Below are 17,054 nucleotides of genomic sequence, written 5' to 3'. Positions count from 1 at the left end.
ATTAATATTAATAATTGCTATTACAAAGTATAAAAATATACATAAAAATTAATAAAACGATATAAATATTATACTTTTATCATTCCGTTAACAAATTTTATGTTATTATCTAAATAAAAATCAGCTTTTTGATTTAATTTCGGAAAATCGCCGGAGTCATCTTTATAGAGTGCTCCTTCAGCATCATACACATAATGACCAAAATGATTTTCTAATTCGCCAATTTCTGAAATATAGGCGTTAAAGTAAATCTGATTTTCAAATAACTCTTCTTTGTATTGTGCTGCAAAATTGGTGATTTTTTCAATACCATCATAATTTATTCTGATGTTTTTATACATTAAATCATAAAAAACGACTTTATTTTGAGGAATATTCAAATATTTATTAATTCCGTTATCAACTATAACGTTTTCGCTAAGTATCGTAAAACTGGAAATTAACGCCATAAAAACAAATTTTCTTGTTTCTTCCCTATCATAATCATTTGCAAAATGTCCGGCTTCAAACAATAAAGTTGGCACACCTAAATACTGAAAAGTATCTCCTATACAGTTTATATTAAAAGAATCATCAAAACGTCCTATTTGATTTGGCAAATAAACCTGCAATACCTCATTTATCCCCGCAATCAAATTAATAGCTTTTAATCTAGATTCATTTATTTCTCTCTCTTCATCATAAGAAGGTGCTAAAAAAGACAATGTTGCCGGTCTACCTGTGTCACTAACTCCAAATATAGTGCGCTGATCATGAAGATTAAAACAATAATCAGGTTTAAAAGATTCGAAAGTTTCCCTCAATATCCTGCTTTCTGGCTGAGAAAGATCCTGAGAGTCTCGATTGAGATCTATTTTATTCGCGTTTTCACGTGTATATAAAGTTGCTCCGTCAGGATTCAACATTGGAATACTGCAAAAAGTAAAGTCCATTAGCAATTGCTTCGCTAAATCTGAACCACTAGTAAGCACATTCAAGAAATCAAAAAGCGCTTTTGTAGTCGTACTTTCATTTCCATGCATTTGAGACCAAAGAAAAATTTTGGTTTCGCCTTCTCCAATTTGATAAGAATAAATAGACCTTCCTAAGACTGATTTTCCAATAACTTTTAGTTGCTTATTGGTATTTAATTTTTGCAATAAAGGCTCAATCGAATCTAAAGTAATATAACGTCCGTGGATAGATTCTTCTTTATATTGACTGAATAATTGTTCTAAATTCATACTATATTATTTGATTTACAAAAGTAAACATCTTTATATTTACATTTGTAAACAAGTTGAATTTAAGTTATTTCAATGATGTAAACACTTTTTCGCATTCTATTATTCCGAACAGTCCCTCTACAATTGACAAATGTTATCTATAATATTACTATTTATTAAAATATTAATTATCAATAAATTAATAATCATTATAACTAGCTTTACTTTAACTAAAATGTTGAAATAAATACTATTTACACTTGTAATTTTGGTATTTCCATCTGATTTAGTTACATTTGTAAATCGATTTTTTTTAATTAAAATTTACAATGGTAAACACAGACGATTTTATAAAAAGACTAGAAATTATACTGGATTATTACGGTCTGAATGCTTCCTCTTTTGCAGATAAAATTGGTGTACAGCGTTCGAGTTTATCTCACCTACTTTCAGGAAGAAATAAGCCAAGTCTAGATTTCATCCTTAAAATTTTAGAGGTTTTTCCTGATGTTGATTTGTATTGGATTTTGAATGGAAAAGGAACATTCCCAAAAAATACAGAGCATATTGAAAAAAAAGAAACTGTATTTGAAGAGGTTGTCAAACAAAATATTCCTATTCCATTAAACAATGAAAGTATTCCAGAAAATTTATTCTCAGAAATAAAAAATACAAATCCGATAACTGTTTTGGAAACAAAAAAGACGGAAACTCAAAATACAGATAAAGAATCTAATTCGAGTGAAATTGATAAAATTGTAATTTTTTATAAAAATGGAACTTTTAAAAGTTATATTCCGGATTAAAAAATACCCCCAATTCAGATTTCCGAATTGGGGGTTATTTAAAAAAGGTAAACTTAAAAAAGTAAATTTATTTTCTTAAAACAAAAATCGAAGTTACGCCTGCTTCGGCTCTTACATTGATTGGAGCAAAATCACCTGAAGTTGTTGGATAACTATAAGTCAATACTTGTCCACCAGCGTTAAGTCTTTCGGCAACATAAATATTCTTTGTTACACTATCATAAGCAACATCTACAGGATTTCCTAAAAGTGAATTAGGACCATAAACTCTAACTTGGTTTGTCAAAGCAATTGTTCCTGATGTAGCTATAGACGCAAAAACACTGGAGAAATTTTTTATTATGACAAGACCTCCATCAGTTGCCGAAGTTGCACTGGCAACATCAGTAAGAATCATAACATCATCTGAAGCTGAATATGTAATTCCATGAGTACGGGTTAAACCTGCAATAGTTACACGCTTAGTAGCTAAAATATTGCCTGGAGCATTAGTCATGAAATTTTTGAATTGTACAATATCACCTGTCAAATCAGCAACAGCATACAAATCTGCCCCATCCATGTGTATTCCCCATAGTTTAAAATCGGTTATATATGTTTTCATCAAAGTAAAACCTGTTGTTGTTTTTTGATATACAAATAATTTATTGATCATTCCATTACTAGTCGATTGATCTTGAGCAACCACAATTTTATCTCCGGAGATAGCAGTTTCTCTCGCATTAGAAAATTCTCCGGTAATACTATTCAATGTCAACATTAAATTATCTGTTCCTGCTGTAAATGCAGTTTTCAATCCTGAATAGGTTTCTAAGCGATTATTTGTTCTGGAAGCAATTATAATCTCATCTGTTTCACCGTTATATGAGATTCCCTCAGCATCTACTGAACCCACTGTATATGATTTTACTGTTGGCATTGTTGCCAATAAATTAGTATATGTAACTTTTCCCGAGGTGTTACTTGAGGTAACCAAGTTCAATTCTGCCGGAGTAGAATTAGAATCATTATTATCGCATGATGCGAATAGTACGATTAGAAATGCGGAAGTAATAAATAAATTTTTCATAAGTATAATTTTAGAGATTTAATTATATTTACGAAAAACAAAACCTTTTGGTTTTATCTTTTTGGTATTATTTTAACTTTTATTGAAAAAAATATCCTTTTTCAGGAATTTTACCCTTTACTCCTATATAATGTTTTTTTAAAATTAGCATATCAGCTTCTAAATTTCCTGAAGGCATTAATGGATTTCCCAGATTTACTTCTTTTTTACCAAAATTAAAAGCGACAGGAATTATGGGAACATTTGCTTTTAAGGCAATGTAATAAAAGCCTGTTTTTAGTTCACCTACTTTTTCACGGGTTCCTTCAGGTGCAACGGCAAGTCGAAAAATTTCCTTTCTTTTAAAAATAGCTGCAATTGAATCTACTTTATTCAATCCTCCTGTTCGATCCAAGGGTTCACCACCCATATATTTGAAATAAAATCCAAAAGGAAAACGAAACAATTCTTTTTTTCCAACCCAGTTCATTTCCAGCCCTGTTATTCCTCTGGTAAAAATTCCCAAATAAAAATCATGGGCGCTAGTATGTGGCAGGGCCATCATGACACATTTTTTAATATCTGCATCAATATTCCCAACTATTTTCCAACCCATTAGTTTGAAAAATATCCATTTATAAAATCGCTTCTTCATTGTTCCATTCTTTCGTACAAAATAAACAATTAATATCTTATTTTGGTTACATACATTTTAAAAAAATAACGTTTTACAAATGAGTACCGAAGCAATCCCATTTGTTGCTTTCGTTATGGGATTGCTTCGGTACTCGTAAAAAAATAATTAAAGTTCCATTTCAAAGTGATATTTTCCTGAGCCAACTGTTTTGCTTTTGGCATTTAGAACCGCTTTGTTTTCTTTTATAGTTTCGATTTTATTGGTAGGAAATATAATAGTGGCATTAGTATTTGCTGGAATCGCTACATCCAAAATAAACTTGCTATTTTCTATTTTCCAAGAGGAAGAAACTACCCCATAATTCGTTTCCAAACTTCCTTTGGCATAAGTAAGATTTCCACCTATTTCAGGCTTAATAAGTATGTTTTTATATCCTGCTCCTTTGGCTTCTTTTGTATCAATACCTGCAATTGTTCTGTACATCCAATCTCCCACTGCTCCATACGCATAGTGATTAAAAGAAGTCATGCTTGGATCTTGAAAAGTTCCGTCTGGTTTCATAGAATCCCAACGTTCCCAGATAGTAGTGGCTCCGTGTGCTTTTATTGGATACAACCAAGAAGGATAGGTATCTTGAAGCAATAATTTATAAGCCACATCATTTCTTCCAAAACGGGTTAAAACTGGGTTTAAAAAAGGTGTCCCTAAAAATCCCGTAGTCAAATGATACTCATAACTTTCGATGTTTTTTACCAAACGATCAACTGCTTGCGCTCTTAAGTTTTCTGGTAACATATCAAATTGCAAAGCCAAAATATAAGCGGTTTGTGTTTCCGAAATTAACTTTCCTGATGCCGTCATATATTCGGTTTGAAAGGCTTTTCTAACGCGTTCCAAAAGGGATTGATATGCTGCCGCTTCTTCCGTTTTACCCAATAAAGTTGCAGCTTTTATCATGATTTCTAAATTGTAAGCGTAAAAACATTGGGCTACCAAATAGTTATCGGTAATAGCTGACTTCATTCCAATCATTCCTTTAGAATCATCCACTCTATAGCTCAACCAATCCGCAAACTGAAAACCAGTATTCCACAAATCATTTTTGGCTGTACTTTGCACATAGCCCAAATAGGCTTTCATACTTGGATATTGTCTTTCAACGATTTCCTTGTCACCAAAACTCACATACATATTGTATGGAATAATGATACTGGCATCAGACCATCCGGCAGCTCCAACAGGCATATCAAAAAAAGATCCTTTCAAAGCATTTGGAATAACAAATGGCACTGCTCCATTTTCTTTTTGATCCGCCGCAACATCAATTAGCCATTTGGCAAAAAACTGGTCTACGTTAAAATTGAATGAAGCTGTTCTTGAAAATACTTCGGCATCACCAGTCCAACCTAAACGTTCGTCCCGTTGCGGACAATCTGTAGGCACATCCAAGAAATTCCCTCTTTGGCTCCACTGAATATTAGATTGTAATTTGTTTATGTATGCATTTGAAGTTTCAAAAGAGCCTGTTTTTTTAATATCCGAATACAACGCAATAGCCGTAAAATCATTTGGATTTATTTTTCCCATTATTCCTTCCACTTTTACATAGCGAAAACCAAAAGTGGTAAAATGAGGTTCGAAAGTTTCAATTCCATTTCCACTAAGTGTGTAAATAGCTTGTGCTTTGGCCGAACGTAAGTTTTCAAAATACGGCGTTCCTTTCTTATCTAACATTTCTACATGCGAAAGCTTGATTTGGTCACCTGCTTTTCCTAGAACACTTACTTTTACCCAACCGGCTAAATTTTGACCAAAGTCTAGGACAGTTTCCCCTTTTGGAGAAGTCAAAACAGCAATTGGTTTTAGATTTTCGTGTTTGCGAATCGGTTCATTGATGGCAGCCGTGATATAATTTGTTGGAAAATCTTTACTGACAACATTGTTCCATTTACTATCATCAAAATTAGCAGCGCTATAGTTTTTTTGTTCTAATCTTGCATCTTGAACTTCACCATTGTAAATTTCAGAATAGGTAACATGGCTATTGCTCACTTTCCAAGAAGTATCAGAAACTACTGTTTCAGTTGTTCCGTCAGTATATTTAATTACCATTTGAAACAGCAATCCCGTTTCTTTTCCATAAATATTTTGTTTATTTTCCCAACCTAAACGGGTGCGGTACCAACCACTTCCTAACAATACTCCTATGGCATTTTTTCCTTCTGAAAGCAAATCAGAAACATCATACGTCTGGTATTGCAAGTGCTTATCATAACTGGTCCAACCTGGAGATAAATAGGAATCTCCCATTCTTTTTCCGTTGATTTGCACGTCATACAAACCTCTTGAAGTTACGTAGACTTTGGCGGAAGCTACTTTTTTATTGGACAAAAATGTTTTTCTGAACATAGGTACAATACCATTTACGGTATCGCTTTTTAACCCAGATGAAATCCAGGTTGCTTTCCATTCATTCGAATTAAGCAATGCGGTTCCAAAAGAAGCTGTTGCCCATTTAGAAGTCTGGCCCTGGTTATCCCAAACACGTACTTGCCAAATGTATTTCGCATTAGAAACTAATGGTGAACCCGCATATTTATTAAAAATCGATGCTTCCGAAGCTACTTTTCCGGATGCCCAAACGGTTTTGTTTCCTTCTTTAACCTCAAATTCGTAAGCCGTTTGTTTTACGTTTCTTTTATTAGAAACCAATTGCCAGCTAAAACGAGGTGTTTTTACGCCAATACCAATTGGATTGGATGCATTTTCAACGGTAAGGTTGCGAAGATCGACTTGAGCAAAAGCCATTGTGTTGAAGCAAATGAGTACTAAAATCAGAATATTTTTCTTCATTTTTTAATCTATTAGGTTAATTATTATTTTTTTAATCCTTTATTAATTTTTAAAATCCAAGCTGTGCAACTGTCTATCCATTCTACATCACTAGTTGGATTATCCATACTATAACCGTGTCCGCCTTTGGCATAAAAGAAAGATTCAACCGGTACTTTATTTTTTTGTAAAGCAGCAATAAACAATACTGAATTTTGAACTTTAACTACATTATCATCTACGGCATGTGTAATAAATGTAGGAGGTGTATCAGATGTCACCTGCAGTTCATTAGAATATTCCTTAATCTTCTCTCCATTTACCGGCAGATTGGCTAATTTTTGTTCTGATGTTTTCCAGTCACTCATAATTTTATTTAATGCTTCGGGAGATAATCCCTCTCCAATCAAATTATATCTTGAACCCAAGTGGGTCAAACTATCCGCCATACTGATAACAGGATAATTTAAAACCATAAAGTCCGGACGCAAACTCGTTTTTAGCGGATTGTCAATTAGTGCTTTTTGATAATGTGTTCCGGCTGTAGAAGCTAAATGCCCGCCTGCCGAATTCCCTTCTATACCAATTTTGTTAGGATTGATTCCCCATTTTTTAGCATTTTCTCTAATTAATTGAATGGCACGTTGCGCATCCTGCAAAGGAACTATTTGCTTATTATCAACATATAATGCATTAGGCAGACGGTACTTTAAAACAAAACCCGCAATCCCTTTTTCATTTAATTTTTTTGCAATATCATACCCTTCATGATCAATTGCCAATCCCGAATAACCTCCTCCCGGACAAATAATAACTGCTATACCAGTGGCTTTACTTTTCTCCGGTAAAAAAATAGTTAAATCCGGACTTGCAACTCTTAAAACAAAATGAATCATTTTATTTCCCGATGGAAAAACAGCGGTGGTATCTGTTAATCCACTTATGATTTTCGAATTAGGAATTTTTCCATCGTAAAGGGGGATTACTTTTTGAGCATTACAAATTGTAAAACTTAATAACAGGACGAGAATTGGAACTTGTTTTATCATTTTTGAAAGATTTCAGAATGTTTTAAAATAATTGAAGATTGAAAGTTACCTAAAAAACCAGATAAGACAATAAGCCTTATCTGGTCATTTATAAAAACAATTATGAAACTTAAAATTTATAAGTAACAGTAATGAAATAGGCTCTAGCCGGCAGACTCAAAGTAGAATATACTGCATTTGGATTTGCTGCTAATTTCTCTGCTGTAAATCCTTGTCTGTCTAATGCTGCAGGGAATCCTCCTGGAGCTGACCAACCCATAACACCTATTTGGTTAAAAAGGTTGTTGATATTAGCTTGCAACTGTAATTTTGAAGTTAAGTTGTATCCTAAATTCAAGTTTGTTTGATTGTACGATGGTAATTCGAATGCATTTGGAACGTTAGCTGCACGTTTTCCCATATAAGAAAAATCAAGAGAAGAATAGAACTTACCAGAAGTATAGCTCGGTGAAACTCTAAGAATTACTTTCGCATTATTGTCAGTTTCGTTTCCTGAGAAATCAACTATTTTATCATCAGCTACTCCATTAGCACCTAAATCCCAAGTTCTATATATAACAGCTTTAGAATCTTGAAAAGTTGCAACACCTCTTACACTAAATTTTTCTGTAAATTCCTGATTTACTTCAAATTCAACCCCCATAGTTCTAAATTTATTATACAAAGCAGGTGTGTTGTAAGCAGTAGTAATATCAGCTGTTTCTTGACCAGTTGTTCGTTGCGGTACATTGCTCACGATACTATAGAAAGGAGTTACAAATAAATTAGTCCCTCCGGTTTTCAATTTATATCCCGCTTCAAATTGTTGTATTTTTTGAGCCGTAGGAATTAAGTTATCTGCTCCAAATGCTGTATTTGTAGTTACAAACATATCCATATCCGGTGCTTTATTCCCAAGAGAATACCGACCGTAAACAGCTTGATTATCTACAAATTTATAATTTAAACCACTTGAAAAAGAGAATGTATTTACTTTCTTATTAGAATAGACATAAGTAGCCTTAATTTGTCCCATTTTATTATCATACAAAGTCAATGGATTTCCATCCGTTCCGCCCGGAGTTGTTGTAGCTACACTTTCAGAAATTTGATTGTTTCCATTAAAAGATACTGATTCAGAACGGATACCCCAGTCAAAATTTACTTTTGAACTCATCTCCCAAGTATGACCTAAGAAAAAAGCCATTTGTTTTTGAGCTACAGTGATAATATCTACTGGCGCACTTTTACCTGAACCCCCAGTAATTCCATCAGGATTTGTAACATTATAGGTTTGACCATCAAATAAACCAACATAAGAAATATCAGTTAAAGAAGGTCGTGGTGAAGTCATTTGAGAATACGATTCTCCAATACCTGTAGATACCATTCTGTCTAAATTAGATTTAGCAAAAAACATTCCTCCAGTAAAAGTCATTTTATCAATTTTTTTGGTAATTGTAAATTGATCTATAATTTCTTTCATTTTGTTTTGAGTGAAGAATATAGGATTAAAATACAACGAGTTAGCCTGAATAGAAGCGCCAGGAAAGTTACTATAATTTACTGTTTCATTAAATCCAGCAAAATTACCACCAATTATATTTGGAGAGTGAGTAACTGAACCTATTTGCGTTCCACTTGCATGATCGTTAAAAGAATAGGTACCAAAATTGAATAAATTCCCAGAAACAGCATAAAAAACAGGAGTGTCAGTTGCAAACGGATATACCACAGCTGTAGTATTCCAAACAGTACTTTTATCTGAATAACGTATTTTATTGTCTAGCTTCCATCCATTTCCTAAGTCTTGCTCCCAGTTAATACCAATAGATTTATCTTTAGAATGTATTTTATCTGTTGAATCATAATGCATCTTTTCACCCGCTTGGTTTACTGTAAAATCAGCTGTAACTGCCGGAATTAATACGGAAGTAGTATTTGTTACTCCTGCTGGATAATGTGGATCTGTAAAACCAATAGTTGGTGTAAATTCATTCCATCCATTGTGATCATTAAGATATTTTGCAAAAACTTTAACTGTACCTGTTTTGTAGGTTTTTACTAAATTCGCTTTTATTTGCCCACCATTATTCATTGGATATCCAGAATATCTGGCGCCGTCAGATTGACGTAAAAACCCACCTACATTAAACGTAAGTGATTTATCCTTGCTTAAAGGTCCGCCAAAATCAAAATCGGCACGGTAATAGGGATTTTTTCCATTTCCTTCTAAACCATATTTAGCACGAATTTCTCCTTCAAAAGTCTTACCTCCTGTTTTTGAAACATAATTGAAGATTCCTCCAGGTGCATTATTACCTAAGATAGAAGCTGTTCCTCCTCTTACGGCTTCCAATTTACTCAAAGTAGCATCTGTACGTAAGAAATAATCTGGACCGTAATTTCCAAAAGTTGCATTAGTAACTGGCAAACCGTCCTCCTGCATAGAAACATAATAGTAACCCGAAGCTCCATCATTAGATCCTACCGAAACTCCACGAGAATATACGGTATTACGAATTTCTCCCAAAGAAGAATTTACAAAAACTCCTGGGATATTTTTCAATAAATCAGCAGAACTCGTAATCGCAATTTTATCAAATTGTTTGGCACTGATTGTCGAGATAGAAACTGAAGATTGCATTCTTGTGCGCTTGTCCAATACTCCTGTAACCACAACTTCATCTAATGCTTGTGTATCTTCTTGTAGTACAACATTAACAGTTGTTTGATTGATAATTACAACTTGTTTTGTCTTAAAACCTACATAGTTAAAAACTAATGTGGAATTAATTTTAGCATTGATACTGTACTTTCCATCAGCATCCGTATTGATTCCATTGTTTATTCCTTTTACTGTCACACTTACGCCTATAAGTGGTTCATTTTTATCATCAGTCACTTTTCCCTGAATAATTTGTTGCGCCATCGCTTGCGTACAGCATCCTAAATACAACACCAATGCCTTAATCAGGAACAGGGCAACTCGATGTTGTTGTAAAAACTTCTTCATTTTCTGGTTTTTTTAGTTAGTATTTATTTATTCTTTGATTTTTTTATACATAACAAAATTTTATGTTTTATATATTTCAAAACTATCAAAATGAATTCTGAATACAGTACTATGGTATTATCAGTGTAACCGATTACCTATATTCATTTTAATTATCACATTAATCAATTTTAATTATCAAAAAAACTATGTAAGTTCGACACCTATTAAAAATAAGGGCTTACAGTGCTCCTATTTTAAAAGTAAATCATTCTAAATCAAAAATATTGGTCTCTTTTTACGATAAAAAATGTGTAACAAACAAATAAATTGAGGTTAATTACTACCCATTAAAATAAAAGAGAGGTGAAACAGGATTAATTAAAGCCTTACTATAAAAAACACTTGTTCAACAATGTTTTAAACAATAAAAAAGAGACAAAACCAAACGATTGCGTTTTGGTTTCACCTCTTTTAAAATTGAACTCTAAATAATTTAAATCAGCCGTACAGGATGTTTTTATTTCACTGATAAGATAGTCACAGTACTTAGTAACCCTGACGGCAACAATGGAGCGTCAGCTTTGTAAAATGGCATCGTAGTATACGTTATCTTATTTTTTACATCTGGTTGCATGTCACCTATTAATCGGTTTACCCAAAGGTTAGTCACTTTAATTTCCAATGTGTTTTTTCCTGGTTTCAAAACCCCTGTTGCATCTACTCTAAAAGGTTGTTTCCAAACAATTCCTAATGATTTCCCATTAACGATAACTTCGGCAAGGTTTTTTACATCCCCTAGGTCTATCCATAATTGTCCTTGATTTTTAAACCAGTTTTTTGGCGCATCAATTATTTTCGAATAGGTTCCTGTTCCTGAATAATACTTCACTCCAGTATCTGAACTTTCTGTCCATGAAGCCAGTTTATCAATAGTAATATCCGAAGGTGCTCCTCGTTCTTTTTGGAAACTCAAATTCCAGTTCCCTTCGATAGCGGCTAATTTTGTTTCCATTACAGCTGGTAAAATTTGAGCTGTTGTAGTGGTATTGTCTTTAAAGACAACAAATACAGCGTCATTAGGTGCTAAATGCAAAGCTACTTTAGTACGTCCATCTGCAAATGAATACGAACCTGGTTCCGTTTTTCCTGTTTCAGGATGCCAAATTTCAACCGTTTTTCCAGAAACTCTAAAAGTAGCTTCTACATTTTCAGTTCTATCATTGCGGTTATTCACCCAATACAATTCCTGCTCCGGTAATTCACGGTGAACATATAATAATTGCGTATCGGTATGTGGTTTAGTATATTCAAAATCAGGTTTAACTTGTAATGCGGTTAAAACTTTTTCGATACTTTCGCCTGTATATACTTTTCCATTTCCAATAGTTTTTACTGTGTTGTCAACACCCCATAACTCATCTACAATCGTATTAAAAGCAGTTTTATCATCGTTTAAGCTTGGTGACCCTGTTGGTTTTGGCCCCACAACAATAGCTCCTGCATTAACCAATTCGCTAATTTTATTGGCAACTTTCAATGTCATTTGTTTGCTATTGGCATCCAATGCCAATACTTTATAGTGCATTCCGCTAGGAGTAACAATTTGCCCCTCTTTTACAGCAAGTACATTCAGTAATGCATCGGCATTAACAAAATCATAATTATAACCTACAGGAATATTAGGCTGTTTTTTACCAAAAAGCGACGTAATATTATTATCTTCTCCGTAATAATAGATAATATCGGCTACAAATTTCCCTTGTTGAAGCAGATAGGAACTTCTTGCCAAATATTTTGTCCAGGCTGTTGCTTGCTCTGCCCAAGTTTCATGACGGGTAAACCATTGTCCGAATGGGCCAAGTCCTAATCCTGGGAAATGGTCATCCGTAGGTTGATGTACCGAAGTATGAATTACAAATCGGTTCAATCCGCTGGCTAATTCCATATCGGCAGTTGGTTTCAATCGTTCCGGTGAAAAAGCAAATGCATTTCCAATTGCTGTTAGCGATTCGGCTGCTACTAAATTTTGTCCATAAATATGGGCTACCGAAGCTGATTCTCTAATATCTACATTAAAGGTCTTACCATCTCCTCCTATGCTACCGGGAGTCCACATTGCTCCCATAGGAATATCGGCATTTCGTTTTACTTCCATACCGTCTGCAATTAAGGCACGACCATTTTCGTGAGATTCAGAATAACGCTTCATACCACGCTCATGTAATAAGGTAGTCAACTGATCATAATGATATTCAGATACCATTTCACTTAATGTTTTGCGATAATCCCATAGGAATTTTTCACTTGCTTCAGAACTTTTAATAATTTGCCCCGTTAACACTGGTAACCATGGCAATAAACTATATCCTCTTCTTTTGGCAAACTCAGCCGGTAAATTTTTCGTCCAGTTTTGCGCTCCAGCTTCCCAACTATCGGTAACAATGTATTGTAAACCGCCTTTATCTCCCATTAAGCCTCCAGTAGCGCTTTTGTATTGATCGAGATAATTTTGAAAATACGCTTTTATGGCAACAGGATCTAATTTGTCTACTTCTAAACCAGTTGCTTCCGGTGAAGCCGGATGATTGGTTATTCCCAATAATGAATATCCAAAACGCACAATTTTCCAATTCCCTGCAGGTGGAGTCCAGTTTAAGGTACCATCCGCATTCAATTTGCCTGATAAATCAATAATATTTTCTGGTGCAATAACATCCAAAGTATTTGGAGTACTCTTTACGTCGATATTTGTAACAGCTGCAAAAGCTGCTTTCTCTTCAAATCGATCAATTTTTGTGGCGCTATGCAAAACAATTTCGGCAACATCCGTTCCTGGCGAAGGTTTTGGAGCTTCATTTGACCCCATCATCGCTGCAAAACTAAAAATAGGAGGCGGATTTTTAAACGTAACCCTGAAAAACTTAGCTGAAGTTTCAGGAATTGAAATAGTTTGTTGTATCAATCCACCAGCAGGAATAAATGTTATTTGTTTAAAATGAATTCCATCATCACTCACTTCTAAACTACGAGTATCCAATTTATCACCTAACAATCCAAAAGGACCTTTATCTCCACCACCAACAATGGTTATTCCTTTAAAGGTTTCTGGTTTTTCAAAAGCAAACTGAATCCAAGCACTTTCGTCGTTTTTTGTAGAAGGTAACAAAACCGTCGTGGCCAAATCTCCATCTGCAAGTTGATTGATTGTAAAATTACCACCACTTGAAGTAACCTTTGGTTTTAAATCAATAAAGTTAACGTCTGTTTCTAGTAATTTATAAGCCAACACAGTAATATCCTGAAAAAATTCGGGTGGAGCAACTGCATCTCCACCAGTTAGACCTTCTTCCAGTGATTTATTCATCGGTGAATTCTGAAAAATTCCTGTAGCAGTTGGCGCTTTTGGTAAAACACCTTTAAATGGTTTCCCTCCTTTAACACGGATTTCACTCCAAACCAGTTTTTTCATTCCATCTTTTGCAGAAACCCAAGGTCCTCCGCTTTCACTCCATCCTGGTGAACCGGCAATTGCCATTTCCAGTTTTAAAGAATCCGCTAATTTAGTCGTAAACTGAAAAGCATCCTTCCACTCTGGCGTCATATATGTTAACCGCTTATTCACAATTTGTGGCGTGGCCATGGCAGCATCAAAATTCATGAAACCTCCAATACCTATTCGGTTCATCCACAACAAATCTTTGGCAATACCTTCTTTAGAGATATTACCATGCATCCAATGCCACCATACACGAGGCTTAGCAGAATTTGGAGGTACAGCAAACCCCTTCAATAAGGCCTCTTTATTATCTTGTGCATAACTAGTGCAACAAGCCAATACTAAAGAAAATACTGCTATTAGTCCAGAATGTTTTTTCATATGTTTAATTTATATATTGAAATTATTTTATTTTTTAGAGATACCAATCAATTGCAGATTTCTTTTAAGATTTTACTTTTTAATATTGAAAAGTACTTTCATTTTAAAGAGACTACTAATAATGTTGTTGATTGTAAATTAAGGAATTATCAAAAACTTAACTGTCCTACTCAATCGTTATCACAAGTCTTTTTTTAATACATTTTATTAATTTATTTAATAAAATTTACTTATCGTAATGTGTAAAGTTTAAAAATTTATAAATAAAAAAAATCTTCTAAAGTCGAAGAATTAGTTAAAAAAAACTAAATACATTACGCTATTATTTTACAGATAAAAACTACTTGAAAATTGATTCTAAAGTTGATTTATTTACCAAGCATTTTTTATTGTTTGCTGGTATTCTTGACTAAGTGTTTCTTTGAAGGCAAGTATTTTTGTTACTTTTAATCGGCTGTTTTCTGAAAATAATAACTCTTTAGAAACAATTTCTCCTGAATGTATTGGATAATGCGAAGGAAAAACGGCTATTCCAATTCCTGTTTGCACTAACCCCACCAACAATTCTATATTGGAAACTTCCTGAACAATATTTGCATCTCTGGAGAAACCTGCATTTCGACAATACACCTCTACATCATCTAAACTTGGAGGACATAAATCTTTAGCTAACTCTATCCATTTGTCATTTCGAAGCTGTTCTATTTTTATTTTTTGGTATTTTGCCAAAGGGTGTTTTTTAGGCATAATAACATTCAGGAATTCATTTTTAAAAATTTGATAATCCAAACCTTTAAAAACAAGAGGAAAAGTAGTAATCCCTATATCAATATTTTCCTTGAACAATGCTTCTTGGACGGATGTCACGGAAGAATATTCTATTATTTTAAAAGTGGTATCCGGAAATTTCAATTGAAGATTTTTTAAAACCTCCATCACCTCATTTACGAGGCAAATTTTAGGGATCCCCAGTTTTAATTGTTTCCTTTTTTCACTATTGATTTTGGCGTTTTTTATTGTTCGGTCAAGAAGTTCAATTACGCGACTTACTTCTTTCACTAAATAAGTACCTGCTTCAGTAAGTTCTACTTTTCTATTATTAACCCGTTTTGCTTTGTCAAAAAGTTCAAAACCCAACTCACTTTCCAATTGCTTAATTTGATGGGTTAAGGCAGGTTGAGTAATATTCAATTTTTCAGCAGCTTTACCAAAATGCAGTTCTTTAGCAACTACCAGAAACGATTTTAATTTACGTAATTCCATTATTATTCTATTATAAAGAGCCTCTAAGCACCAGTTCAAATGGATTTTCGATGTGTTCTTTGGAGGAATTTAACACTAATTGCGCCGCCGATTTTCCCATTATTGAAAAATCAGTAGAGATTGTTGTGAGCCCATTCATGATGAATTTTTTCAAAGGCGTTTCATTATACGAAATTACTCCCACCTGTTCCCCTACAGTTAAGTTCAGCGTTATAATTTTATCAAGAATTTTAACTAAATCTTCTTCCATCAAATTGATGTACACTTCTCCTTCGTTTACTTCTTCAAGATCTAAATCGTGAACAATTTTATAATTAAAAGCATAACTGTAACAAAAGTTTTCAAAGCCTTTTACGATCTCTTTAGGAAAATAACTATTTTCCGGAAAAATCAATTTTAAGGTATGGTATTTACTCAAGGGTAGTAAGGCTTTACTGAGTGCGTTGTAAATATCTTCTTCAAAATTCTCATAAACGGCGCCATAGTTTCCCGTAATTCCTTCAATTTTTTTACCTACTATGATTAATTTTTCTTTTGGTATTTCCTCAATCAATACTTGATATCCTTCTGATTTTTCAATAAAATGGGGAATAATAACATAATGGGTATACTCATTTTTTTGTTGGTTTAACAGTTTCTTGAATAACCCATAATCATTATTATAAATATAAAAATCAATAGCTGCTTTCTCTCCTAAAGTATCCACAAAAGCATCGTAAATAATTTTCTTATGCGCACTTAATTTATTGAACATCAAGAATATTTTTAAATCTTGCGAAACATCTGTATTGGCAATAAAGTAGCCTTTTCCATGAAAAGCTTCTAAAATACCCATTTTACGTAACTTATTATATCCTTTTTCTATCGTAACCCTAGATATTTCGTATTGAAAACTCAACTCATTGATAGATGGCATCGAATCCCCTTTTTTAAGAATCCCTTGCTTTATAGCGTTCAACACAGCATTGACTAACTGCTGGTACTTTGGTGTAGCAGAAAACTCATCAATTCTGAGGCTATCAATTTTTGATATTTTTTTCATGCGAGTTTATTTTCGTGTTTTTTGAATCATCTCGATTTCGTAGAATTTATAAGACTCAAATTGAAAAGGTAATTTCAATGAGAAAATAAATTTTACTGTTAATTCTTAAGCACTTTATTTAAATTCTAGGTAAAATTATTTTAAAAATCGAATTTAATACATTTATTATTAAATTCAATTTATTCATTGTGTTTTTTTAACACAATGAATAAAAAAATATAAAATTTTAATTAAAAACTTACAAGGAACCTCAAGAAAATTCTTGAGGTTTAATTTAATATTTAGAATCAAAACTAAATTGTCTTCAAAAAAATCTTC

General features: G+C 33.4%; 10 protein-coding genes. 1 reads left to right on the top strand and 9 read right to left on the bottom strand.

Going from position 1 to position 17,054, the window contains the following annotated elements:
- Window positions 1-68: 68 nt before the first annotated feature.
- Window positions 69-1,223: a M14 family metallopeptidase gene (locus ACM55M_RS16535; RefSeq protein WP_416858784.1), complete on the bottom strand. Its 1,155-nt coding sequence runs from the start codon at window positions 1,221-1,223 to the stop codon at window positions 69-71.
- 311 nt (window positions 1,224-1,534) lie between these two features.
- On the opposite strand from ACM55M_RS16535, the gene ACM55M_RS16530 reads away from it, so the two are divergent.
- Complete coding sequence (locus tag ACM55M_RS16530; RefSeq protein WP_416858783.1) at window positions 1,535-2,011, top strand: helix-turn-helix domain-containing protein; 477 nt, start codon at window positions 1,535-1,537, stop codon at window positions 2,009-2,011.
- Between the two features lie 67 nt (window positions 2,012-2,078).
- On the opposite strand, the gene ACM55M_RS16525 is transcribed toward ACM55M_RS16530, so the two are convergent.
- From ACM55M_RS16525 to ACM55M_RS16490, 8 genes are all read right to left on the bottom strand, one after another.
- The gene (locus ACM55M_RS16525; RefSeq protein ID WP_416858782.1) at window positions 2,079-3,080 is read right to left on the bottom strand and encodes a hypothetical protein; all 1,002 of its coding nucleotides are present in this window, start codon (window positions 3,078-3,080) and stop codon (window positions 2,079-2,081) included.
- Between the two features lie 79 nt (window positions 3,081-3,159).
- The gene (locus ACM55M_RS16520; protein ID WP_416858781.1) at window positions 3,160-3,714 is read right to left on the bottom strand and encodes a 1-acyl-sn-glycerol-3-phosphate acyltransferase; all 555 of its coding nucleotides are present in this window, start codon (window positions 3,712-3,714) and stop codon (window positions 3,160-3,162) included.
- A gap of 147 nt (window positions 3,715-3,861) precedes the next feature.
- Entirely contained in the window at window positions 3,862-6,549 is a 2,688-nt protein-coding gene (locus ACM55M_RS16515; RefSeq protein ID WP_416858780.1) for a family 78 glycoside hydrolase catalytic domain, read from the bottom strand.
- A 23-nt stretch (window positions 6,550-6,572) separates the two neighbouring features.
- On the bottom strand, window positions 6,573-7,577 hold the full coding sequence (locus tag ACM55M_RS16510) for an alpha/beta hydrolase (RefSeq protein WP_416858779.1): 1,005 nt from the start codon (window positions 7,575-7,577) through the stop codon (window positions 6,573-6,575).
- A gap of 109 nt (window positions 7,578-7,686) precedes the next feature.
- Window positions 7,687-10,572 carry a TonB-dependent receptor gene (locus ACM55M_RS16505; protein WP_416858778.1) on the bottom strand — a complete coding sequence of 962 codons (2,886 nt, stop codon included), beginning with the start codon at window positions 10,570-10,572 and terminating at the stop codon, window positions 7,687-7,689.
- Between the two features lie 499 nt (window positions 10,573-11,071).
- Window positions 11,072-14,431: a glycosyl hydrolase gene (locus tag ACM55M_RS16500; RefSeq protein ID WP_416858777.1), complete on the bottom strand. Its 3,360-nt coding sequence runs from the start codon at window positions 14,429-14,431 to the stop codon at window positions 11,072-11,074.
- A gap of 372 nt (window positions 14,432-14,803) precedes the next feature.
- The gene (locus tag ACM55M_RS16495) at window positions 14,804-15,694 is read right to left on the bottom strand and encodes a LysR family transcriptional regulator (RefSeq protein ID WP_416858776.1); all 891 of its coding nucleotides are present in this window, start codon (window positions 15,692-15,694) and stop codon (window positions 14,804-14,806) included.
- A gap of 10 nt (window positions 15,695-15,704) precedes the next feature.
- A complete protein-coding gene (locus ACM55M_RS16490; RefSeq protein WP_416858775.1) occupies window positions 15,705-16,736 on the bottom strand; it encodes a GntR family transcriptional regulator in 1,032 nt (343 codons plus the stop codon).
- Window positions 16,737-17,054: the final 318 nt, after the last annotated feature.

It is taken from the genome of Flavobacterium galactosi (genome assembly GCF_048158585.1).
GTDB classification, from domain to species: Bacteria; Bacteroidota; Bacteroidia; order Flavobacteriales; family Flavobacteriaceae; genus Flavobacterium; species Flavobacterium galactosi.
This window is presented reverse-complemented; position numbering and strand designations above follow the sequence as displayed.

Excerpts from the sequence above, each read along its gene's own strand:
- ACM55M_RS16500 (WP_416858777.1), bottom strand. The coding sequence starts at position 14,431 with ATGAAAAAACATTCTGGACTAATAGCAGTATTTTCTTTAGTATTGGCT.
- ACM55M_RS16515 (WP_416858780.1), bottom strand. The coding sequence starts at position 6,549 with ATGAAGAAAAATATTCTGATTTTAGTACTCATTTGCTTCAACACAATG.
- ACM55M_RS16490 (WP_416858775.1), bottom strand. The coding sequence starts at position 16,736 with ATGAAAAAAATATCAAAAATTGATAGCCTCAGAATTGATGAGTTTTCT.
- ACM55M_RS16530 (WP_416858783.1), top strand. The coding sequence starts at position 1,535 with ATGGTAAACACAGACGATTTTATAAAAAGACTAGAAATTATACTGGAT.
- ACM55M_RS16505 (WP_416858778.1), bottom strand. The coding sequence starts at position 10,572 with ATGAAGAAGTTTTTACAACAACATCGAGTTGCCCTGTTCCTGATTAAG.
- ACM55M_RS16535 (WP_416858784.1), bottom strand. The coding sequence starts at position 1,223 with ATGAATTTAGAACAATTATTCAGTCAATATAAAGAAGAATCTATCCAC.
- ACM55M_RS16495 (WP_416858776.1), bottom strand. The coding sequence starts at position 15,694 with ATGGAATTACGTAAATTAAAATCGTTTCTGGTAGTTGCTAAAGAACTG.
- ACM55M_RS16520 (WP_416858781.1), bottom strand. The coding sequence starts at position 3,714 with ATGAAGAAGCGATTTTATAAATGGATATTTTTCAAACTAATGGGTTGG.
- ACM55M_RS16510 (WP_416858779.1), bottom strand. The coding sequence starts at position 7,577 with ATGATAAAACAAGTTCCAATTCTCGTCCTGTTATTAAGTTTTACAATT.
- ACM55M_RS16525 (WP_416858782.1), bottom strand. The coding sequence starts at position 3,080 with ATGAAAAATTTATTTATTACTTCCGCATTTCTAATCGTACTATTCGCA.